Origin of the sequence: Streptacidiphilus sp. MAP12-33, assembly GCF_041261265.1 — a bacterium.
GTDB lineage: Bacteria > Actinomycetota > Actinomycetes > Streptomycetales > Streptomycetaceae > Streptacidiphilus.
In genome coordinates this window covers 128,460-147,102 of record NZ_JBGCCA010000002.1, presented here as the reverse complement: position 1 = coordinate 147,102, position 18,643 = coordinate 128,460, and the positions used below count along the sequence as shown (strand labels likewise).

The following is an 18,643-nucleotide window of genomic DNA, read 5'->3' as shown; positions in this document are numbered from 1 at the left end:
GGGGCGACCGGACGTGAACCCTTGAATTCCACAGGCTCATTGTGTCCGACGAGTCACCGCGACGTCTCGGCAGACGCCCGCCCGGCGAGTCCCAGCGCGCACGCCGCGCCGATCGCGCAGACCACGGCCGTCGCCCGGAAGATGTCGCTGTACTCGGTGTGCAGAGCCACGTGCAGCGCGTGCTGGTAGGCCGGCCACGCCCGCCCGAAGCCGGCCGTGCCCGGGACGGGCATGTCGAGGTGGGCCGTCAGCGTCTGGAAGCGGTGCAGCCCCCACGCCGACAGCGCGGCCACGCCGACCAGCATGCCGACGGTCCGGGCGACGACCGCCGCGGCGGAGGCCGTGGTGTGCTGCCCCGGGTCCGTCGAGTCCAGCACCGCGCCCGCCGTCGGCGCGATGACCAGGCCCAGGCCCAGGCCCGCGATCACGAGGTCGGTCTGCGCCAGCGGGAGCGGGCCGACGTGAGCGCTCAACGCCGCCAGCGGCCAGGCCGCGATCAGGACGTAGCCAACGGCCGCGATCGCCATGCCGACCGCGGCCACGACCGAGTGCCCCAGCCGGCGCCCGGCCAACCCGCCGAGGACGGCACCCACCGGCAGGGCCGTCAGGAACCACATCAGCAGCAGCGCGCCGCCCACCGAGCTCAGGCCCAGCAGCGACTGCGCCACGAACTCCCCGTCCACCAGCGTGACCAGCAACGCCACGCCGGCGCAGAAGCTGATCACCAGCGCGGCAGCGAAGGGGCGGCGCCGGAGCCGCCGGGTGTCGATCAGGCGGTTCTGGCTGCGGCGCTCCCACAGCACGAAGAGCACCAGCGCCACCGCACTGCCGAGCAGCATGGGCGGGCCCCAGCTCGGCAGCACCGACCGCTGCGGGTCCTGGTTGTCCAGGGCCGTTACCAGCAGCCCGAGTGCCAGCGCCAGCAGCAGCCCGCCGACCAGGTCCCCGCGTCGACTCCCGTCCGGCTCGGTCGGTCCGTCCAGCCCGCCCGGCTTGGGAGCGGCCTCGGCGGGCACGGTGAACCAGGTCACCACCGCCGCCACCAGCGCGAGAGGGACGTTGACCCAGAACACCCCTCGCCAGTTCGTCAGTGCCGCGACACCCGCCCCGTACAGCGGGCCGAGCACGCTCCCGAGCTCCTGCGCGGCGCCGACGGAGCCGAGCGCCACCGGCCTGGCCTGGCCGCGGAACAGACGCCCGGCCAGCGCGAGCGCGACCGGCAGCAGCCCGCCCGCGGCGACGCCCTGCACCAGCCGTCCCGCGATCAGCAACGGCAGGCTGTGCGCGCTCGCGGTGAGCACCGAGCCGACCGCGAAGACGACGAGGCACCACTGCAGTACTCGCCGCGGCCCGAACCGGTCGGCGGTCTGCCCCAGCACCGGCATGGCGGCGACGTAGCCGAGCAGGTAGGCGGTGACGATCGCCGTGGCCCGTTCCAGATGGTTGAGCGGGATGCCCAGCTCATCGGTGATCGGGTTCAGCAGGGTGACGATGACGTACGCGTCCAGCGACCCGAGGAGCGTGACGACGGCGGTGACACCCAGAACGACGTGTCGCCGGGCGGCCGCCCTCCCTGCGTTGCCGTCGTTGCCGTTGCCGTTGCCGTTGCCGTTGCCGTTGCCGTTGCCGTTGCCGTCGCCGTCGACGTCCGTCACGACGACGGCGCGGTGATCGCGGCCGGCGCGTCGAAGTCGGAGAACGAGGCCGTCACCGAGCCGCTGCCCCCCGATGCCGTCTGCACCGGGAAGGAGACCTTCACGAGCTGAGAGGAGGAGACCGTCAGCCACAAGTCGCCCTGCTCGCTCTGCGAGTCGCCGGGCACCAGCGTGGCCAGCACCGGCTGCGCCAGCAGCGCCTTCACGTGGTAGACCGCCTGCCCGTCCAGCGTCTCCCGGTCCACCGTCCGCGCGGCGGTCGCCGTCTGGAGCAGTTTCACGACGCCCTTGTCCGGGTCCAGGATCGCCGCGGGGTTGTAGAGCGAGGCGGCGACCGCGAGCGGGACCTTGCTGTACCCGCCGGTCGCACCCTTGATGTAGGCGGTGGAGCCGATGATGACGAAGTCGATCTCCACCAGCGCACCGCTCTCCGACACCGAGGCATGGCCCTGCGCGTTCCCGGCCCGGGTCAGCTGCCCGGTGGCGCTGCGCAAGGCCAGCCCCGCGATCTGCCCGCTCGCGTCGATGGAGAACCGCAACGACTGCACCGCTGTCATCGCCGTCGCACCGCTGCTCAGCAGCTGGGCGGCCGCCGGAAGGTTGCTCGTCTCCGTGCCACCACTGCCACTGCCGCCGCCGCTGGAACAGGCGGCGAGCGGGAGCGCGAGGACGACCATGGCGACTGCGAGGGTCCTGGGGGTTCGCATAGTCGGATGCTAGAGGTGACACGACGTCAGCGGCAGTGGTTACACGGCACAACGGGCAATTAGCTGACGAGACATCACTTGAGATGCCGGATGGCCCCGCTCCGGTGCGAGAGCTGCACATCGAGGCCGCAGGTCGGCTGCCCCTGTGTCGACCCGCGTCATCCGACTCGAGGAACGAAGGCACGCAAGTGGCACGCGGAGCCTCACGCCGATCATGGCGTGCAGCTCCCCTGCTGTTCAGAGCTGGTGGGCACGGAGAGATTCGAACCGCCGACATCTGCTTTGTAAGCCCCCCGGGCAGGTCCCGTCCGACCTGCGAAGCTCTGAGCTGCGCTCTCGCAGTGCGCGTTCCCGTGACTGCCCGCTGTTCCCCGCCGGCCGCCCGCCGTCCTGGCACGGTTCTGGCACGCGCCCGGGACAACCTCAGGACTTGAGGTCTTGCCGACGCATGGTGGGCCGCTGGAGAACCTCCACGTACACGATGCGATGATCCACGACGTCCAGGATCAGCATGCCCGTGGAGGGGGAGAGGGGAACACACCGATGGCCGGCTCCGTAGGGCTGTCCCTGTGGGTGGTCCGAAGTCCGGATGCTCTGACAGAAGTCATCACCGCAGCCGCACTCGCCGAACAAGCGCAGATCCCACGCGCAGATTGACAGTTCGCGTTCCCCTTCGTCCTCCAAGAGGGCCATCAGCTCGCTGATGAGTTCCGGGAAGACGTCGCGCACGAGGGGGTGCTCCTGCTCCATGCAGTGAAGGTAGCCAGACCCCTGGGTGAGCGTCCACGTGATATCCGCGGGACCCCTCCGGTTGGGCAGCAGAGCTGACCCCCTCAATGCAAACTACCGGCAGTTCGGTCGCTGAGGACTCCCGCCCAGGTCAAGCACGCTTCTGCGGTCGGGGCCGGTCGGCTGTGGTCGACTCGGTTGCTGTACTTCCGTGCTGTACATATGGCGCGCCCTGACCGGAAGTCGTCTGCTAGCGTTCCCGCCTTGATCGCTATGCAACCCATCGGGGAGGACGTGTGTTCGTGCGGCGCAGAGGGGTGCTCCCCCTGTCGACCGGCGTGGCGATGCTGGTTGCCGTGACCGCGTGCGGCGTGCAGGCCGGGGACAAGCAGCCGGCCCCTGCCAAGCCGCCAGCATCGGACGCGGAGCTGCGCACGCATCTACTCCCCTTCAGCATGGCCAACGGCTGGACTGCTCAGCCGTTCCCGGAGGGCTTCGTCGGCGGACCTGACTCCTCCCCGGAGTGCCACTTCATGGTGGGGCAGGACCTCGTGGACGCCACAACCACCGGTGCCGTCGGCTCCGCCTCCGCTGAACTCACCGGCCCCCGCAACGCCCGTGGGGGAAGCGGCGGCGAGGAGGCGCTCTACTCGTTCCGCACGGGCGGCGCACATCGTGCCATGCAGGCCATGCGCGCGGACGCCACGCACTGCACGACGGTGATCCTTTCAGGCTCGGGGACCCACACGGATACCTCCACCTTTACGTCGGTTGACGGACCGCATCTCGGTGACGAGAGCCTGGTCATCCGTACGGTGACCCACTACAGCCGGTTCCCTGGGGTCGCTCAGCGTAGCGACGCAATAGTCGTGCGAGTCGGTGACGCGCTGGTCGTGATCAGCCCCATGGTCCCGGTATACCCGGCCGACAACGACGCCGTCGCCGCCTTGGTGCCACTCGCGGTCGCCCAGCTCACCTCCAATCATCCTCAGCCGGTCGACACGACGAACGTGCCCGTGTAGCTCGCGGCGGCAGCACCGCTTCGGGTCTCATTCCCCGTCGGGGCCCTAGTTTGGAAGTCCCGGCTTCGGCCTGGCCGCCTACCTGGCAACCCGCTGAAGTGGGCATTCTCATGAGGCTGACCTTGATTCCCCGCTGCTTCCCTTGGCTTCCCTCTGCAACGGGCACGCCAGGGGCACGGCGGCCAGCCTCTTGCGCGGGCCTGGAGCGCACCGTAGAGACCAACAGACGTCCCTGAGAGTCCTGGGGGGGTGTCGGGGCGTACGAGAGGCTCAGAGGGCCTCCACGGCGCTTGGTCCTTGGACAGCTGGGGATGTCATTCAGCCAAGCGTTCGGCCAGGCGGCATGAGCATGAGACTCACGTGGCATGCATCGGCCCATGACGACTGGGCGGGGTGGGGCTTTCGGTGGCCTTGGAAAGTGGTGGGGCGTCATGTCTGCGGCGCTGCTCATCGCAGCGTGGATCAACTCGGCTGCCGGCCCGGCCGTGATCGTGGGCCTGTCGGTGCTCTGCCTGGTGTGGAGCCTCCTTCAGGCCCCAGTGACTTGCGGTGCACCCGTGAGGGGACGGGCAGACGGCTGCCGAAACAACGCATCGGGACTGCTGCTCGGATGTCACATACGCCAGCACCGGTGGCAGAAGTTGAAGATGTTGATCCTCCGTCGCCACGTGCGGGAGTTCTGCAGCGGGCTCTTCTCGGACGGCAAGGCGAGTCTTGTGACCTTGGCTGCGGTCGGGAGCTTCCTGTCTGGACTCGTGGCCCTGATGCCGGGTGTCGTCGTGCACTGAGAGTCGCCGCAAAGGCTGTAAGTCTGCCGCGCAAGCTACGCAGGTTCGAACCCTGCACCCGCCACGTGGAAGCCGGTAGGCCCTGTGACCAGCAAAGTCGGTCCGGGGCCTTCCGCATGTTCAGCCCCCGGTGATCTCCGCCATGTCCTGCTGCTCCCCGCCCCTTCTGGCACGCGGATGGCGCGGCGCGGTGTGGGAGCATCGGGCCATGGCTGACTACTGGGATCACGGCGGGGTCCGCTATGCGATTCAGTCGATCTACTCGCTGCCGGATGATGCCTGGTGCTTCGAGCTGAGCCGTGCGCGCCCTGATCCGCAGACAACGCAGGGGTGGCTGCCAGGCAACGCCGTGGTCTTCGCGCTCGTGCCGGATGAGGATCTCTCGCTTGAGCCCACCATTCACTTCGATGCGAAGGAGCTCGACCTCCCGTTGGCGGTCCTGGCCAGATTCATGGAGATCGTGACCGCAGAGGCCGAGCGGTGTCGTGCGGCGTTGCTGGAAGCCGCTGTGCCTGCAGATCGGAACGGGCCTGGGTGACTGAGTACCCTCCGGGAGCCGCTTTGCCTGAGCAGTCACGGCCGCACCGACGCCCGGAGCGGTTCACCGCCGGTCGGGATCGCTTCATCGCGGACAAGCTCGGGCAGGTGATCAAAGAAGCCAGGGAAGCCGGTCCGCCGGACGCGGGCCCATCTGGCACGTAAGTGGCACGCGGAGCCTCACGCCGATCATGGTGTGGGGCTCCGCTGCTGTTCAGAGCTGGTGGGCACAGACGGATTCGAACCGCCGACATCTGCTTTGTAAGCTCGACCGAGCCTGTCTGGAACGTGAGTCCATCCCGGACCTGCGGGTGAACGACTGGCTGCAGCAGGGCGCAGCAGACCGCGTGTGTGTCCGAGCGTTGATGTCAACGAGGGATGTCAGGTCGAGCCATCGATGGAGTGCGCCGTCTGCGCCTGTCATGCCCCCTTGCAGAACATGACGTGAGACCTCACCGTCGTTCGAGGAAGTCTGCCTCAGCGTAACGGACATGGGGAGGACGAACGTGGGGGGAGCACAGCCGATCTCATCATGGGCGCGGGGGACATTTGGCGACCTGGCAGAGCCACTCTGTCGCCTCGTGCCCGGCTGCCTCGCACGGGCTCACGAGCGAGCACGAGAGGGGCACCAGGGCGTTCACACGTTGACCTTGGAGGCGTACGGCCACGGCCTCCATGCGGTCCAGTACGAGGAACTCGCAGCTGGATTGGAGACGTTGCCTGACGCGACGCCTGTACGCCTCCAAGCCCGCACGGTGATGGTGATTCGGAACCAGGTGCTCTACCCGATTCGCTACGCCAAGAGCAATGTCCCGGTCACGGCTGCACGGTTGCGACGAGCGACGGGTTTGCGGGCTGAACTCATCCGCCGGCACGGCCCCGAGCCCATGCAGGGAGAGTTGGACCTTGGCCTGGAGCTCGAAGCCGATACCGGGGATGTCCACCGGGACCTGAGTCAGCTTGACCCCGACGTCGGCTTGGTGCTCGTCGCCTACGCCTGCTCCATGGAGCACGGCTTGATGCGTCTGGAGTGGGGTACTGCTGAGCTGCGGACGGAGGACCGACAGTTGATTTGGCATCATCACGAGCCGCTGCCGCTTCCCGAGGTGCGACGGAGCGCATGACGTCTGCCCGCAGTGTCAGTGGCGTGCTCTACGGTGGGGGCATGCAACTGGATGAGAGTAGTTCTACAGTTCGATTGCGAGTGTCGCGCTCGGTTCTGGTTTCATAGGTTTTCGGCGGGATCGACCGACCGGCGCCGCGACCTGCGAGTATTATGCGATCATGCTGCAGCGTAAGATCATCTTCTATCGTTGGCTCGCCGCGGACGCCCAGGCGAGCTTTGATCTCCATCGCGTCATGGCTGAGCTGGCCGGTCAGATTGCGGCGGATAGCAACTTTGCCGTTCTGGAGCAGGGTGACTTTGCAACGGCGGTAGAGGTCCTAGAAGTTGGAGACTCGGACAAGCCCACGCGCATCAACCTCTATGCCCTGAGGTTGCCGGAGAATCGACCGCTGCAGTGGTCCCCGGGGCAGCCTGTGACTGCAATCCAGATGGATGACGACCAGTATCCGGTTGACCTTACTCACGTCATGATCTTCCCTGATGGGTACGCGGCGCAGGATGCCCATGGAAACGCGCCTCGACCGGGCCGCCTATCGCATTTTCTGAGGAAGAAGCTGCACGAGAATATTAGCTTCGAGCCGCTATTCACGCCGAATATGATCGAGAGAATGAAGCCGCTGAAGGGCCGGCTTCGAAGTGCCGAGATTGCATTCACTCGCGCTGAATATTCGCCGAGTTCCGGTGGAACGATCGGTGTCCTCTGGCCTCAGGCGCTACGCGAGAAGGTGCCGATTGTCCGGCTTGCGCTGAGCATGGGCAAGACGGGGCCGCGAGACAGGTTCCTCGACCAGGCTGTTGATGATGCCGTATTTGAACTCGCGGAGAATAGCAACGATCTAATTGAAAAGCTGGTGATTCGGGGGAAGAATCCTGCGAGCAATCGCGTGGAGGAGGTGAACCTCCTTAGCGAGCGACTGCATACGGATGCGCAGTTCACTCCGAATCCGGCAATGCCATCCGCGCCCCGCAGCGCGGACGTCTTCGGTGCTATCGAAAGTGCCTATAAAAACTTTCGAAACACGGGCATTCTGGAGCGCTCTGTTCACGCTCAGCTGTTGCGGGGCGACTAGGGGGGAAGATGCAGCTTGGTACCGTGTTGTCGCTACCGAAACGGGCAATCAAATGGTGCGATCACCATTTGTGGCTCATGCCGTTCTTCGTGTTTCTGTTTTTCGAAGTCGTCATGATTTCGCTTCGCCGCTTTGCTCACTGGCGGGGGTTGTTGGAGCACTCTGAGCCGGACGTAAGGCAGCAGGTGTACTCGTCCCTAACTGGCTCGTCCAGCGGGTTGCTTGGCTTTGCCCTTGCTGCGGTTGCAATCTTGGCCGTCTTTGGGCAGCGAAGCGTTGAGGGTCAAGCTGCGAAGAGGCGAGAGGAAGATCTAGCCAATGCGCGAATGAATGTGATTGGCACCTTTCTCTCGTCAAGTCTAATGCTGCTGATAGTGCTGGTTGTCTCTACGATTGGTATCGCCGCGGATTCGAAGCGATATGGAAATCTCGTTATCTCCAATCTCGCATTCTGTGCTGCTTGCTCGGCGGCGATCGGGCTCTTGCTTGGAGGCTTGGGCATGGGGCTTGCCGTATTGGAGCGCAATCGCGCTGACAGAGCTCAGACGTAAGGCGTGTTCTCCTCGATCGGGCAGCTTTGCCGAACTGGGGTTCTCCCAGGGCCGCCAGGCTCACTGTGTGACCCTTGGGCTTGGCCTGGCGGCCCTGGGAGGTTCCCAGTACGCCTCCGGGGCCTGATCGAGGAGAACGGGCCGCAACTCCCAGCTCATCACTCACTCTGGCTAATGCAGATGGCTCCTTGAGAGGGCCGGGGTATGGGGCAGAGCCCCATGGCCGTCCACCCGCTGAACGCGTTGCTCGGCCTGTCCCTGGTAGTGGCTCCGGGCCTGTCCCGCCCCGGTGCGACCGGCGCCCTGGACGTGCCCCCGCCGGCCCGGACGGTGGGTGTGGTTGATCAAATCTATCGGTGAGCTTCGCTCCCAGCCCCGGACTGCTTTACGCCCCCGCTCCTGCGGGGCACGGCCACCGCCGGCGTTCGCCCGCCCCGGCGAAGACATATGGGGGCGGGCGGGCGTCGGCGAGGGGCCGACGCCCGCGCTCTGCGCGACACGTTCTGCGTAGTTGAACGCCCTCCCGTGAGTTCCGGGAATCGTTGAGCGGCAACCTTGCCCGCGCTGATGTGCCCTGCCGCTGCTTGCCCACCCATCTGTTCCGTTACTCGCAGCTGCGGCAGCGCTCCGGGGAGAGGGCGCCGATCGTGGCGGGACGGGGCAGGCTCGAAGCAGCGTCCTGGGCGCGCGGGGCAGCGCTCTCGGTAGGTCGGCGGTCATTGGCTGCGGCCTTCCGCGGGAACCCTCAGGCAAGCGGGGGAGGGGTGACGCGCGAGCGGAGCGAGCGCCTTGACTCAGTAGAGAAAGTCATCACAGCTCTCGCCGAGGGCGGCTACGCCGCGATGCTGCCGGGAACCTGGCCGTGTTCCAGATACACCGTCTCGCCCGCCTGCCGAGCCGCCGCAGCCGCGGCGATCCGCCTTGCCAATCGGGGGATGGTTAGCTCACCCGCTCGTCCCGGCTCGACGAACCGAAAGGTGATCAGCTCCTCGGGCTGGAGTTGGATCCGATCCAACTCGTCAGACCCGAGCTCGCCGCCGTCGAAGATGTACAAGACCTTGTCCCCCTCGCTCTCGCTGGGGGCCCAGTCGACCGCGAGCAAGGCACCGATTCGAGGCGTGATCCTCAGTTCCTCCCACACCTCGCGCTCACATGCCCGTAGGGGAGACTCGCCGGTCTCGATGTACCCGCCAGGGATCTCCCAGTAGTCCTTGTAGGACGGCTGGACCATGAGGACGCGCCCCTCCGGGTCAAAGAAAAGCGCACCCGCTGCCATCCGCGGGTGCGCCATCTTGCTCTCTGCCGGAGACGTGTTCGCTGACATACCCCGAGACTATCCCGGTCAGACGACGTGCAGCCGTTGCGCCAGGTCGGCCATGGGCCGGCTCGGTCGACCGCGCTGGTTCCGGACCCATCCCAGGACGAGTTCACGCGCGAGGTAGTGGCTCCTGACCTGCTCGGGTGCCCATGTCTCGGCCTGGAGGATCATCTCCAGTGCTTCGTCTATCCGGTTCCTGGCGCTGAACGCACGGGCCATCTCCAGGTTGTGGCGAGTCCGGCGCTCGGTGGGGAGGCCACTGGTGTCCACCTGCGGGCCCAGATCGATGGCCACCTGCATGTCGCCGAGTTCGCCGGCCGTGGCCACCCTGTGGATCGCGACGTTGGTCGGGCCGAAGGCGGTCCACATGTGGTTGGCGTCTCCGCCGAGGCGTCGTGCGGTCGTGTCCGCCTCGTCGAGGAAGGTTCGCGCTGTGGCTCGATCTTCGGCCCGCGCGGCGGCCATGGCCCCAGTCAGGAAGAGCGTGCCGTAGATGGACAGGTACTCGGCGCTCGCGTCGCCTAGTCCCGATTGCAGGTAGCCGCCGGCATCGTTCACGAGTTGGATGGCCGAGTCGTAGCGACCGTTGGACAGCAGGCAGTGCGTGACCGAGCGGAAGAGGGAGCCGATCACGACGCCATTGCCCGACTGCTGCGCGGCTGCCAGCCCACGATCCGCCGCGATCCACGCGAGGTCGACCTCGCCCAACTTGGTAAGGACCATGGCCGCGCCTTGGTAGGTCATCGCCATCAGCTCGTGCGCGCGCTCCCGGTCGCGTCCCTCGTACGCCTGGGCTGCGATGAGAACGTCAGCGAGCAGGAGAGGCAGTCGGCGGGTAGCGAAGCCGTACCTGGATTCCTGGTAGGCGTCCCAGACTTCGGCGACGTTGGTGCGGAGTTCGCTGAGTGGGGACGGCTCGCCCTCGGTCGGGACTCCGAGCAGCGGAGTGAGCTGGCGGTAGTTCATCAGGGCGGATCGGAGGGCGGGGACCGTCCGCTGTCCGCTGTCCGGGGTCCACTCCAGCAAGCTCGGCTCGGCGAGCAGGTCACCCAGGGAGACGTCCAAGGCGTCGGCCAGGGACTTGATGACCGAGAGGCGGTCAAGCTCGATCCGGTTGTTCTCGGCCTTGCTGAGCCAGTCAACGGTCCTGCCCACCAGGCCGGCCAAGACCTCTTGGGACATGCCACGGCGTCGCCGGTACCAGGCCACGCGCTCACCGATGGTGAGATTCGTCGTCATTCCTCGCATGTGAAGAGGCTGCCCCCGCTCATCCTCGGCACCCCGGAAGGATTTTCCGGGGTGGTTGTTCCGGCCGGACCTAGCGTTTTCCTCAACCCCAAAGGGGTTGAGCGGAACTGGCACCGTGTCAAGGGGGAAAGATGGCACTGACCCCGGCTGAACGGCTGGACCTCGTACTGCGGATCAACAACACTGCCGAGCTGCTGCGCGACCTGGCCCGTCGCGCGGATGAGATTGCTACTTCGGCAGTGGCTCCGAACGGACGACCGCCTCAAGTTCGTCAAGCCGCTCAGCAAGGCGACGCACCTCGCCCAGCACGGTGAGCAGGGTTTCGTTGATCTGCTCGTACTCCGGACTGTGCTTGGCGGCGTTCGCGGCGTCGGGCAGAGCCGCAAAGCTCCCCTTGCCCTGGTGCGAATAGGCGTAGCCGTCCTCTCGAAGGCGAGAGATCGCCTGCCGAGCAACAGTCCGGGACACGTCATGGAGCTGCATGATCTCGGACTCGGACGGGAGCTTCGCTCCCGGCTCCAGACCGCCGTTCCGGATCTGAACCTTGATCTCGTCGGCGATCTGCAGGTAGGCCGCACGCCCGCTGAACTGTGCCATGTCCCCTCTCCGCACTTGTTGCAACAAGTGGACCACATGGGGACGACGCGAGTCGACAGCCAATCGCGCCAAGCCACTTGACATACCAAGTAGGACAGGTGCACTCTCGAATCAAGATGAAGTACTAAGTGCTTCAAGCATCGACTCAAGGAGTAGGCAGATGCCTTCCTTCAAGATCGACCTTTCCACCGCGATGGTGTTCGTGGCGGTCGCCCCGGCACCGAAGTACAAGAACAAGAAGACCCAGGAGCTCGCGGCCGATTCCCAGACCGGGGAGACGCTGGCGACGGTGGGCCTGATCGTCTCGGACGAGGGTGAGGGGAACCTGCTGACGGTGACGGTCCCCGACTCCGGTATCCCGGCGGCTGGCCTCCCGGTGGGTACCCCGGTGGCGGTGACCGGGCTCAAGGCCCGTGACTGGGAGAACGAGTTCAACGGGGAGAAGCGGCACGGGATCGCGTTCCGCGCCATGGCCATCACCTCCCTCGCCGCGCCGGCCAAGGGCTGACTGCGGTGACCGGCCTGATGCCGCTGATCGAGGCGGGTGGTCCGATAGCGGTCACCGCGACGGGTGGCGCTCTCTACGCCCGCCAGCACGCGCCGCGCCTGTACTGGTCGTCGGTCGGGATGCCGGCCGCAGCGTTCCGGATGAGCCGGGACTGGGCGGGCACGATGGAGGCGTGCGGGCTGTCGGCTGAGCCGCCGATGTGGAAGGTCTTCGCCGCTCGGGCCGGTGAGCGTGACGCGCTGGTGCGTCCGGCTCCGCCGAAGGTGCGCGGCCTCCGCCCCTCGACCCGTGGCCTCCGGATCCGGGTGCGGCTGGCCAAGGGCATGACGACCGACACCGCCGTTCGCGCGGCGGATGCGCTGCGGCACGCCTGGCAGGTCCACTCGGTGCACGTCACCGAGGTGCGGCCCGGCATCGTGGATCTGCGGATCACCGGTTTCGACGTGCTCCGCAAGGTGGTCATGCCGGACCGGCTCGCCGCCAGGGCCGCCGGCGAGATGCGGATACCGGTGGCGATGGCGGACGACGGCACCGTCTACGTGCGCGACTACAAGGCCAAGCCGCACGGCCTGAACCTGGGCGCGAACCAGTCGGGCAAGTCGATGTTCGCCCGCAACCTGGTCCACGGCCTGGCCGGTCAGCACGTCGCCGTGTGCGGAATCGACTGCAAGAAGGGCGTCGAACAGATCCCGTTCGGCCCCCGCCTGTCCGCCCTGGCGACCGAGCCGGACGCCGCGCTGGACCTGCTGCGCCTCCTGGTCAATCAGGTCATGGCCGAGCGCTACGAGCTCGTCCGCTCCTACCTCGGCATCCCCGGCACCGTCCTGGACGGGGAGATCACCGCCGACATCTGGGGACTCCCGGAGCACATCCGCCCCGTGCCGCTGGTCCTGATCGTGGACGAGATCGCGGAACTGTTCCTCGGCTCCTCCCGCACGGACAAGCTCCGCGTCGAACAGTGCGTCACGCTGCTGGTCCGCTTCGCGCAGCTCGCCCGCGCCGCCGGCATGTACCTGGAGGTCAACGGCCAGCGCTTCGGCGCGGAACTGGGCAAGGGCGCCACGCTGCTGCGGTCGCAGCTCACCAACCGAGTCGTGCACCGCGTGAATGACTCCGAATCGGCCCGCATGGGCTTGGGCGACGTGTCCGAAGAGGCCGCCGCGCAGGCCACGAACATCAGCCCCGACCTGCCCGGCTACGCCATCGCCGGCGACACCTCCGGGCACTGGCAGCGCATCCGCACCCCCAAGCGCTCCCTCACGGAGACGGCCAAGCGCTGCGCCGACACCGCGCACCTGGTGCCGGACCTGCCCGTCCTGAACGGCTTCCGCCCCGTGCTACCCGTGATCGACGCCGAGTTGGAAGACCTGCCGGTGTACCTCCCGGCCGACTCCGCCTCGTAGCGGCCAATCCTCGAACGCCCCTGGTCGGCGCACCTGAGCGCCAAGTCCCTACCCGAGCCATGCCCCAAACCATCCGAAAGAGGCTCCCCGTGCACGTCTCGATGAGCTACCACGTCGACGCTGACACCTGGGTTGACCTGCACGCCTACGGCACCGAGCGCACCCCGATCCTGGGCCTGACCAACATCGGCCAGCACCTGATGATCAGCGCGTGCGGAGACCTGCCCTTGACCGATCACCTGGCCTTCGCTCGCCAGCTCGCCGACGCCACCGCCCGCTACGTCACCGCGATGGAGACCTACGCCGCCGCGCAGACGGCCGATTCGACCGAGGTGGCGTGACCGTGGCCACGACCCGCAGGCGCCCGCCGGCCGTGTCCGCCCCGAAGCCCGCTCCCGTGCTCGTGAACTGCGAGGGCTGCGCCGGTACCGGACAGATCACGCGCCCCATGTTCACCGGCCGCACTCGCCACAAGGTCGCGCTCCAAGAGGCGGTCTGCATGGACTGCCTCGGCACCGGCAGCTACCTCGCCCCGTTCTGAGCAACTCCGCCAATCCCCGGAGCCGGGCGGACGGCCAAGCACCCCGCCCGCCTCCGGCACCAACTCCGAACGGAGAAACCTCCGATGAAACGCCGTCTCCTGCCCCGCGTGGACGCGGTCCTCGTGCAGGCCGTGATCGCCGCCGCGCTGTCCTTCGCCCACCTGCACGACGTGGCCGTGTCCGCCGGTCAGACCGGCTGGAAGGGCTGGGCCTACCCCATCTCGGTGGACCTGCTCATGGTCGCCGCCTGGCGACGCCTGAGCGCCGATCGCACCGCCCGCCTGGCCTGGGCCTGGTTCGCCATCGCCCTGACCGCCTCGCTCGGCGCGAACGTGGCCACCGCCGGCTTCCTCGACATGCACAACGCCCCCGCCTGGCTGCGGATGCTCGTCGCCGGCTGGCCCGCCGCCGCGTTCCTCGGCGGCACCCTCCTCGCCCACGGCCGCATCTCGCTCCCCCGCACCGACGCCCCCGCGGCACCGCCCGAGCGCCGGGCCCCGGCCCCGGTGGTCGCCATGGAGCGCGACGACACCCCGCCCACCGCCGTGGACGCCGCGCCGGAACTGCCCGAGCCGGAACCGGCCCCTGCCCTGCCGCCGGTCCCGCCCGCGGCCCCGCCCATGTCCGTGCCGGCCGCACTGCTCGACATGGCCCGCAAGCTCGCCGCCGACCACCACACCCGCACCGGCACCGCGCTCGACGCAGACACCCTCCGGGCCCGCCTCAACCTCCCCCCGGCGGTCGCCGCCGATGTCCTCGCTCAGCTCGAAGGAGTCCCGGCATGAACGTCAACGTCCCGCTCGTGGTCCTGCTCGGCCTCGCCGTCCTGGTGATCGTCAAGTTCCTGCGGCTGCGCGCCTGGATCGTCGTCGTCCTGATCCTCTTCGGCTTCTACCTCAACCACACCATGTTCGGCCCCGCCGTCGACCAGACCACCAAGACCGGCGTCAGCGTCGTCAACAACCGCCACTGACCAGGAAGGAAACGATCCGTCATGGGAATCCGCCCGACCTACGCGCCCGGCTCGAACCAGACCTACACGGTCCAGCCCTACCAGCCGGTCCCCGTCGCCCCGCCCGCCCACCAGCAGGTATGCACCTGCCCCGACCACGGCAACACCCCCGCCGCGCCGGTCTACTACGCGCCCGCCTCGGCGCCCGCACAGAGCCCCTCGATCGCCCCCTACGTCGCCGGCGGCATCGGTGCCGTCGTCGCCGTGGTCACCGTCGGCGCCATCGCGATCGGGCTGCTGCTCGCGTTCGCGCTCTCCGCGCTCGCCCTCGCGGTCGTCGCCGCCGTCCTCAAGTCCCTGCTGAACGACGTCCAGAACCGCCCGCGCCGCTAGCTCCACCTCGGGGCGACCGCCCGAATCCCTGGCAGGAAGACCGGTCGCCCCGAGCACCCCGCCCCGCCATCAACCGACAGGACAGGAGTCCCACCATCATGCACGCCCACCAGCTCCTCACGCGCGTCTGCCCGACCTGCGACGGCTTCCCCGTCGTCTCCGTCTCCATCGGCGCCCGCCAGACGGACGGCACCCTGCCCACGCTCGCCGTGGTCTGCCTCGACTGCGCCGGCACCGGCACCCGTACCACCGTCCGCCCGGCCCCCGTGCTCGCCCCGGTCGGGCGGTGACGTGATGGCCAAGCCGAGCCAGAACAACCCCGGCATCCACGTCTCCGCCCCCTACAACCCCTCCGACCGGATGAACCCCGACGCCTGGGCCCCGCTCCCGCTCGCCGACTACGCCTGCCACTGCGGCCAGACCGGCACCGCCACCGGCACCACCGAGGTCAAGGCCCTGGTCAGCGAGTACCTCACCCACCAGTCCAGCCACGAGGACCGGTGACCGCCATGGCCCTCCTCAACTGGCGCGACTCCAGCCACTGGTCCAAGACCGCCGAGGACTGCGTGCTCTGCGACAAGCCCACCAACCTGCGCGCCGACCGTGGCAAGCCCGTCCACAAGGTGTGCGCGGAGGACTGGAACGACCGGCACGCCACCGACCGCCCCGAGGGTGAGCGCTCCTGATGTTCGCCCCGACCCAGGTCCCGCCCGCCCCCACCTTTGGGAGCGAGCGGGACCGCGCCGCCGTCCTCGACCTCGCCCGCCTCGCCGCACGTGGGGACCTGCCCCGCCTGATGGAGCAGCTCCACCGCACCGGAGGCTGCGCCAACCCCATCCACCTGCAAGGCACCAAGACCCTGATCAACCGCAAGGGCGGACAGGTCCTCTCCACCTACAGCACCCACGACGAGCCGGGCCATCAGCTCAAGGTCGCCTGCGGCAACCGCCGCGCCTCCCGCTGCCCCGCCTGCTCACGCACCTACTCCGCCGACACCTACCACCTCATCCGCGCCGGCCTCGTGGGCGACGATTCGAAGGACGTGTCCGCCACGGTCCGGGACTGCCCCCGCGTCTTCGCCACCCTGACGGCGCCGTCGTTCGGACCGGTCCACAACCGCCCCGAGCACGGTCGGTGCCGCTGCGGGCGTCAGCACCCCGAGGGTGACGCGCTGCTAGGTACCCCGCTCGACCCCGACCGGTACGACTACGCGGGCGCCGTGCTGTGGAACAACTACGCCCCCGAGCTGTGGCGCCGCTTCACGATCTACCTGTTCCGGGTCATGGCACGCATGTCGGGGCTCACGCAGAAGGAGTTCAAGGCCACGGCCAAGCTGGCGTTCGGCAAAGTCGCCGAGTACCAAAAGCGCGGTGCGGTCCACTTCCACGCCGTGATCCGCCTCGATGGCTGGGCCGGCCCCGGCACCACCCCGCCCCGTTGGGCGACAGTCGCCCTGCTGGAGCGTGCCATCCGTGCAGCGGTTCGCCGCGTCACCGTGTCCCTGGATCCGGTCGACGCCAAGCCGGCCCGCCGTGAGGGCGCCAAGCGCATCCCCGCTGTCCCCGCCCAGCCCGCCCGGGACCTGGAGTGGGGCGAGCAGGTCGACGTTCGGCCGATCCGCGCATTCGGGGACGGCTCCGAGATCACCGAGCAGGCGGTGGCCTCCTACGTGGCCAAGTACGCCACCAAAGCGGCCGAAGCCACGCAGAGCGTGGACCGGCGACTCCACGCGGTCGAAGACCTGGACGTTCACGACTTGCCCGACCACACCCGCCGTCTGATCGAGACCTGCTGGGAGCTAGACCGCGCCTATCCAGGCCGCCGGCTCGCGCAGTGGTCTCACATGCTCGGCTTCCGGGGGCACTTCTCGTCTAAATCCCCGACCTACTCCACCACCCTCGGAGCACTCCGGCAGGCACGTGCCGACTACCGCGCCGAACAGGCCCACGCCGAGCTACGGACTCGCCTCCTCGACGCCGGCATCGACCTGGAGGAGATGGAGGAAGAGTCCGAAACGCTCGTCCTCGCGCACTGGATCTACGCCGGCCAAGGACTCAGCCCCGGCGAATCCCTGCTCGCCCAGACCATCGCCCGCGACATCGCCGAGAACCGTCGCACCGCCCGCGAAGAACTCGCCCAACTGGAAGGAGATCCCACCCATGTCCGATGAAGTGCTCACCGTGCCGGAGGTGATGGCCCGCCTCAAGGTCGGCCGCTCCACGGTGTACGACCTCATTCGCTCGCGCCGGTTGAAGTCCATCAAGATCGGCCGCTGCCGTCGCATCCCCGCCGCCAGCCTGAACAGCTACCTCGCCGAGCAACTGGCAGAGGCGGTCTGATGGCCAAGAAGCGCAACCCCAACGGCGCAGGTACGGTCACCAAGCGCGCGGACGGCAGGTATCAGGCGGCCGTGTATGTGCTCCAGCCGGACGGCACCCGGGCCCGCAAGTACGTCTACGGGAAGACCTGGGACGAGTGCGACCGGAAGCGTGCGGAGCTGGTTGCCCGCAACCGGGAGGGCGTCCCGACGCCCACCCGGTCGGCCAAGTTGTCGGAGTGGCTGCCTTACTGGGTCGAGCAGTACATCCGGCCTGAGCGGAAACGGACCACCTACGCGAAGTACGAGACGCACATCCGGCGCTACCTGGTGCCCAACATCGGGACCAAGAGCCTGGAGTCGCTGAGCGTCCGGGACGTCCGGCAGATGGTCGCCGCGGTGACGCGCTCGGCTTCGACCGCCACCGCCAAGGAATCCCACCGCGTCCTGCGGACCGCGTTGTCGGCCGCTTGTCGAGAGGAACTGATCACGCGCAACGTCGCCAAGCTCGTGCCCGCCCCGCGCGTTCAGGTGCGCGAGGCTCGCCCCTGGAAGCTGGATGAGACGCTCGACTTCCTGGAAGCCGCGCGCACGGACCCGCTCTACACGGCCTTCGTCCTCGCCGTGGCGCTGGGCCTGCGGCGCGGTGAGATCGTCGGACTCCGCTGGTCGGACATTGACCTTGACGCCCGCACCCTCACCGTCCGCAACCAGATCCAGCGCGTCGGCGGGGAGCTGTACGAGGACTCGACCAAGAACCGACGCACCCGGATGATCCCGCTGCCGCTCATGTGCATCGCCCCGCTCCGGTGGCAGCGCATCCGCCAGGCGGAGCAGCGGACCGCGGCCGGCGCCTCCTGGCACGCGAGCGACTACGTGTTCACGACCCGGACGGGTCACTCGGTCGAGCCGACGAACCTGGCCCGCTCCTTCGCCCGGATCTCCTCGGACGCCGGCCTCCGCCGGATCCGCCTGCACGACACCCGGCACGGCTGCGCCACGCTGCTCATCGCCGCGGGTGTCCCTGCCCGTGTCGTGATGGAGGTCCTGGGGCACTCCCAGATCGCGGTCACGATGAACGTGTACGCGCACGTCACGACGGACACGTCCCGCGAAGCGATGGGCAACATGGACCGCCTGTTGAAGCGGCGGCACCGTACCCGGTGATGTCGGATCTGGA

The 18,643-nt window shown here is 68.1% G+C and carries 25 protein-coding genes and 1 tRNA gene; 19 read left to right on the top strand and 7 right to left on the bottom strand.

The genetic code is table 11. The features are described from left to right. Positions 1–53 precede the first annotated feature (53 nt). The 3 genes from ABH931_RS03445 to ABH931_RS03435 all read right to left on the bottom strand — a co-directional run bounded on the left by ABH931_RS03445 (position 54) and on the right by ABH931_RS03435 (position 3,112). Positions 54–1,655 (bottom strand): MFS transporter, encoded by a 1,602-nt coding sequence (locus tag ABH931_RS03445; RefSeq protein WP_370109720.1) that lies wholly within the window; start codon positions 1,653–1,655, stop codon positions 54–56. Further along, complete coding sequence (locus tag ABH931_RS03440; protein ID WP_370109718.1) at positions 1,652–2,362, bottom strand: LppX_LprAFG lipoprotein; 711 nt, start codon at positions 2,360–2,362, stop codon at positions 1,652–1,654. The genes ABH931_RS03445 and ABH931_RS03440 overlap by 4 nt, the downstream gene beginning before the upstream one ends. Before the next feature lie 423 nt (positions 2,363–2,785). Beyond that, positions 2,786–3,112: a hypothetical protein gene (locus tag ABH931_RS03435; protein ID WP_370109716.1), complete on the bottom strand. Its 327-nt coding sequence runs from the start codon at positions 3,110–3,112 to the stop codon at positions 2,786–2,788. 275 nt (positions 3,113–3,387) lie between these two features. Between ABH931_RS03435 and ABH931_RS03430 the strand changes: the two genes are divergently transcribed. From ABH931_RS03430 to ABH931_RS03420, 3 genes are all read left to right on the top strand, one after another. Next, positions 3,388–4,113, top strand: a complete 726-nt coding sequence (locus ABH931_RS03430; RefSeq protein WP_370109714.1) for a hypothetical protein — start codon at positions 3,388–3,390, stop codon at positions 4,111–4,113. 647 nt (positions 4,114–4,760) lie between these two features. Beyond that, positions 4,761–4,901: a hypothetical protein gene (locus ABH931_RS03425; RefSeq protein WP_370109713.1), complete on the top strand. Its 141-nt coding sequence runs from the start codon at positions 4,761–4,763 to the stop codon at positions 4,899–4,901. A gap of 208 nt (positions 4,902–5,109) precedes the next feature. Next, positions 5,110–5,439: a hypothetical protein gene (locus ABH931_RS03420; protein ID WP_370109712.1), complete on the top strand. Its 330-nt coding sequence runs from the start codon at positions 5,110–5,112 to the stop codon at positions 5,437–5,439. A 220-nt stretch (positions 5,440–5,659) separates the two neighbouring features. On the opposite strand, the gene ABH931_RS03415 is transcribed toward ABH931_RS03420, so the two are convergent. Further along, positions 5,660–5,739 (bottom strand) — tRNA-Cys (locus ABH931_RS03415). A 343-nt stretch (positions 5,740–6,082) separates the two neighbouring features. Here ABH931_RS03415 and ABH931_RS03410 point away from each other — a divergent pair. From ABH931_RS03410 to ABH931_RS03400, 3 genes are all read left to right on the top strand, one after another. Further along, entirely contained in the window at positions 6,083–6,562 is a 480-nt protein-coding gene (locus tag ABH931_RS03410; protein ID WP_370109710.1) for a hypothetical protein, read from the top strand. A 160-nt stretch (positions 6,563–6,722) separates the two neighbouring features. Further along, a complete protein-coding gene (locus ABH931_RS03405; RefSeq protein ID WP_370109709.1) occupies positions 6,723–7,634 on the top strand; it encodes a DUF6731 family protein in 912 nt (303 codons plus the stop codon). 8 nt (positions 7,635–7,642) lie between these two features. Continuing rightward, entirely contained in the window at positions 7,643–8,185 is a 543-nt protein-coding gene (locus ABH931_RS03400; protein WP_370109707.1) for a hypothetical protein, read from the top strand. An 832-nt stretch (positions 8,186–9,017) separates the two neighbouring features. On the opposite strand, the gene ABH931_RS03395 is transcribed toward ABH931_RS03400, so the two are convergent. The 3 genes from ABH931_RS03395 to ABH931_RS03385 all read right to left on the bottom strand — a co-directional run bounded on the left by ABH931_RS03395 (position 9,018) and on the right by ABH931_RS03385 (position 11,348). After that, the gene (locus tag ABH931_RS03395; protein ID WP_370109705.1) at positions 9,018–9,509 is read right to left on the bottom strand and encodes an NUDIX domain-containing protein; all 492 of its coding nucleotides are present in this window, start codon (positions 9,507–9,509) and stop codon (positions 9,018–9,020) included. A gap of 18 nt (positions 9,510–9,527) precedes the next feature. Continuing rightward, entirely contained in the window at positions 9,528–10,742 is a 1,215-nt protein-coding gene (locus tag ABH931_RS03390) for a helix-turn-helix domain-containing protein (RefSeq protein WP_370109703.1), read from the bottom strand. A gap of 237 nt (positions 10,743–10,979) precedes the next feature. Continuing rightward, positions 10,980–11,348, bottom strand: a complete 369-nt coding sequence (locus ABH931_RS03385) for a winged helix-turn-helix domain-containing protein (RefSeq protein WP_370109701.1) — start codon at positions 11,346–11,348, stop codon at positions 10,980–10,982. A gap of 160 nt (positions 11,349–11,508) precedes the next feature. On the opposite strand from ABH931_RS03385, the gene ABH931_RS03380 reads away from it, so the two are divergent. The 13 genes from ABH931_RS03380 (at position 11,509) to ABH931_RS03320 (ending at position 18,630) form a co-directional block, all read left to right on the top strand. Further along, complete coding sequence (locus ABH931_RS03380; RefSeq protein ID WP_370109699.1) at positions 11,509–11,856, top strand: hypothetical protein; 348 nt, start codon at positions 11,509–11,511, stop codon at positions 11,854–11,856. A 5-nt stretch (positions 11,857–11,861) separates the two neighbouring features. Next, positions 11,862–13,259, top strand: coding sequence for an FtsK/SpoIIIE domain-containing protein (locus tag ABH931_RS03375; protein ID WP_370109697.1), 1,398 nt, complete (start codon positions 11,862–11,864; stop codon positions 13,257–13,259). Positions 13,260–13,348: 89 nt separating this feature from the next. Next, positions 13,349–13,600 (top strand): hypothetical protein, encoded by a 252-nt coding sequence (locus ABH931_RS03370; RefSeq protein WP_370109695.1) that lies wholly within the window; start codon positions 13,349–13,351, stop codon positions 13,598–13,600. Positions 13,601–13,602: 2 nt separating this feature from the next. After that, positions 13,603–13,800, top strand: a complete 198-nt coding sequence (locus tag ABH931_RS03365) for a hypothetical protein (RefSeq protein ID WP_370109693.1) — start codon at positions 13,603–13,605, stop codon at positions 13,798–13,800. Between the two features lie 84 nt (positions 13,801–13,884). Beyond that, positions 13,885–14,586, top strand: a complete 702-nt coding sequence (locus ABH931_RS03360; protein ID WP_370109691.1) for a DUF2637 domain-containing protein — start codon at positions 13,885–13,887, stop codon at positions 14,584–14,586. Further along, positions 14,583–14,774: a hypothetical protein gene (locus tag ABH931_RS03355; protein ID WP_370109689.1), complete on the top strand. Its 192-nt coding sequence runs from the start codon at positions 14,583–14,585 to the stop codon at positions 14,772–14,774. The genes ABH931_RS03360 and ABH931_RS03355 overlap by 4 nt, the downstream gene beginning before the upstream one ends. Before the next feature lie 21 nt (positions 14,775–14,795). Continuing rightward, entirely contained in the window at positions 14,796–15,146 is a 351-nt protein-coding gene (locus ABH931_RS03350; RefSeq protein WP_370109687.1) for a hypothetical protein, read from the top strand. A 98-nt stretch (positions 15,147–15,244) separates the two neighbouring features. Further along, positions 15,245–15,436 carry a hypothetical protein gene (locus ABH931_RS03345; RefSeq protein ID WP_370109685.1) on the top strand — a complete coding sequence of 64 codons (192 nt, stop codon included), beginning with the start codon at positions 15,245–15,247 and terminating at the stop codon, positions 15,434–15,436. A 4-nt stretch (positions 15,437–15,440) separates the two neighbouring features. Then, positions 15,441–15,650 (top strand): hypothetical protein, encoded by a 210-nt coding sequence (locus tag ABH931_RS03340; protein WP_370109684.1) that lies wholly within the window; start codon positions 15,441–15,443, stop codon positions 15,648–15,650. 5 nt (positions 15,651–15,655) lie between these two features. After that, positions 15,656–15,832, top strand: coding sequence for a hypothetical protein (locus tag ABH931_RS03335; protein WP_370109683.1), 177 nt, complete (start codon positions 15,656–15,658; stop codon positions 15,830–15,832). Further along, positions 15,832–17,316, top strand: coding sequence for a replication initiator (locus ABH931_RS03330; RefSeq protein WP_370109682.1), 1,485 nt, complete (start codon positions 15,832–15,834; stop codon positions 17,314–17,316). The genes ABH931_RS03335 and ABH931_RS03330 overlap by 1 nt, the downstream gene beginning before the upstream one ends. Beyond that, complete coding sequence (locus ABH931_RS03325; RefSeq protein ID WP_370109680.1) at positions 17,306–17,485, top strand: helix-turn-helix domain-containing protein; 180 nt, start codon at positions 17,306–17,308, stop codon at positions 17,483–17,485. Before ABH931_RS03330 ends, ABH931_RS03325 begins: the two co-directional genes overlap by 11 nt. Continuing rightward, positions 17,485–18,630, top strand: coding sequence for a tyrosine-type recombinase/integrase (locus tag ABH931_RS03320; protein ID WP_370109678.1), 1,146 nt, complete (start codon positions 17,485–17,487; stop codon positions 18,628–18,630). The genes ABH931_RS03325 and ABH931_RS03320 overlap by 1 nt, the downstream gene beginning before the upstream one ends. The last annotated feature ends 13 nt before the right edge of the window (positions 18,631–18,643 follow it).

What these genes read in the sequence shown, in the direction of transcription:
- ABH931_RS03440 (WP_370109718.1), bottom strand. Translation starts at nt 2,362, where the DNA reads ATGCGAACCCCCAGGACCCTCGCAGTCGCCATGGTCGTCCTCGCGCTC.
- ABH931_RS03435 (WP_370109716.1), bottom strand. Translation starts at nt 3,112, where the DNA reads ATGGAGCAGGAGCACCCCCTCGTGCGCGACGTCTTCCCGGAACTCATC.
- ABH931_RS03425 (WP_370109713.1), top strand. Translation starts at nt 4,761, where the DNA reads ATGTTGATCCTCCGTCGCCACGTGCGGGAGTTCTGCAGCGGGCTCTTC.
- ABH931_RS03420 (WP_370109712.1), top strand. Translation starts at nt 5,110, where the DNA reads ATGGCTGACTACTGGGATCACGGCGGGGTCCGCTATGCGATTCAGTCG.
- ABH931_RS03405 (WP_370109709.1), top strand. Translation starts at nt 6,723, where the DNA reads ATGCTGCAGCGTAAGATCATCTTCTATCGTTGGCTCGCCGCGGACGCC.
- ABH931_RS03400 (WP_370109707.1), top strand. Translation starts at nt 7,643, where the DNA reads ATGCAGCTTGGTACCGTGTTGTCGCTACCGAAACGGGCAATCAAATGG.
- ABH931_RS03395 (WP_370109705.1), bottom strand. Translation starts at nt 9,509, where the DNA reads ATGTCAGCGAACACGTCTCCGGCAGAGAGCAAGATGGCGCACCCGCGG.
- ABH931_RS03390 (WP_370109703.1), bottom strand. Translation starts at nt 10,742, where the DNA reads ATGACGACGAATCTCACCATCGGTGAGCGCGTGGCCTGGTACCGGCGA.
- ABH931_RS03385 (WP_370109701.1), bottom strand. Translation starts at nt 11,348, where the DNA reads ATGGCACAGTTCAGCGGGCGTGCGGCCTACCTGCAGATCGCCGACGAG.
- ABH931_RS03380 (WP_370109699.1), top strand. Translation starts at nt 11,509, where the DNA reads ATGCCTTCCTTCAAGATCGACCTTTCCACCGCGATGGTGTTCGTGGCG.
- ABH931_RS03360 (WP_370109691.1), top strand. Translation starts at nt 13,885, where the DNA reads ATGAAACGCCGTCTCCTGCCCCGCGTGGACGCGGTCCTCGTGCAGGCC.
- ABH931_RS03355 (WP_370109689.1), top strand. Translation starts at nt 14,583, where the DNA reads ATGAACGTCAACGTCCCGCTCGTGGTCCTGCTCGGCCTCGCCGTCCTG.
- ABH931_RS03350 (WP_370109687.1), top strand. Translation starts at nt 14,796, where the DNA reads ATGGGAATCCGCCCGACCTACGCGCCCGGCTCGAACCAGACCTACACG.
- ABH931_RS03345 (WP_370109685.1), top strand. Translation starts at nt 15,245, where the DNA reads ATGCACGCCCACCAGCTCCTCACGCGCGTCTGCCCGACCTGCGACGGC.
- ABH931_RS03340 (WP_370109684.1), top strand. Translation starts at nt 15,441, where the DNA reads ATGGCCAAGCCGAGCCAGAACAACCCCGGCATCCACGTCTCCGCCCCC.
- ABH931_RS03335 (WP_370109683.1), top strand. Translation starts at nt 15,656, where the DNA reads ATGGCCCTCCTCAACTGGCGCGACTCCAGCCACTGGTCCAAGACCGCC.
- ABH931_RS03330 (WP_370109682.1), top strand. Translation starts at nt 15,832, where the DNA reads ATGTTCGCCCCGACCCAGGTCCCGCCCGCCCCCACCTTTGGGAGCGAG.
- ABH931_RS03325 (WP_370109680.1), top strand. Translation starts at nt 17,306, where the DNA reads ATGTCCGATGAAGTGCTCACCGTGCCGGAGGTGATGGCCCGCCTCAAG.
- ABH931_RS03320 (WP_370109678.1), top strand. Translation starts at nt 17,485, where the DNA reads ATGGCCAAGAAGCGCAACCCCAACGGCGCAGGTACGGTCACCAAGCGC.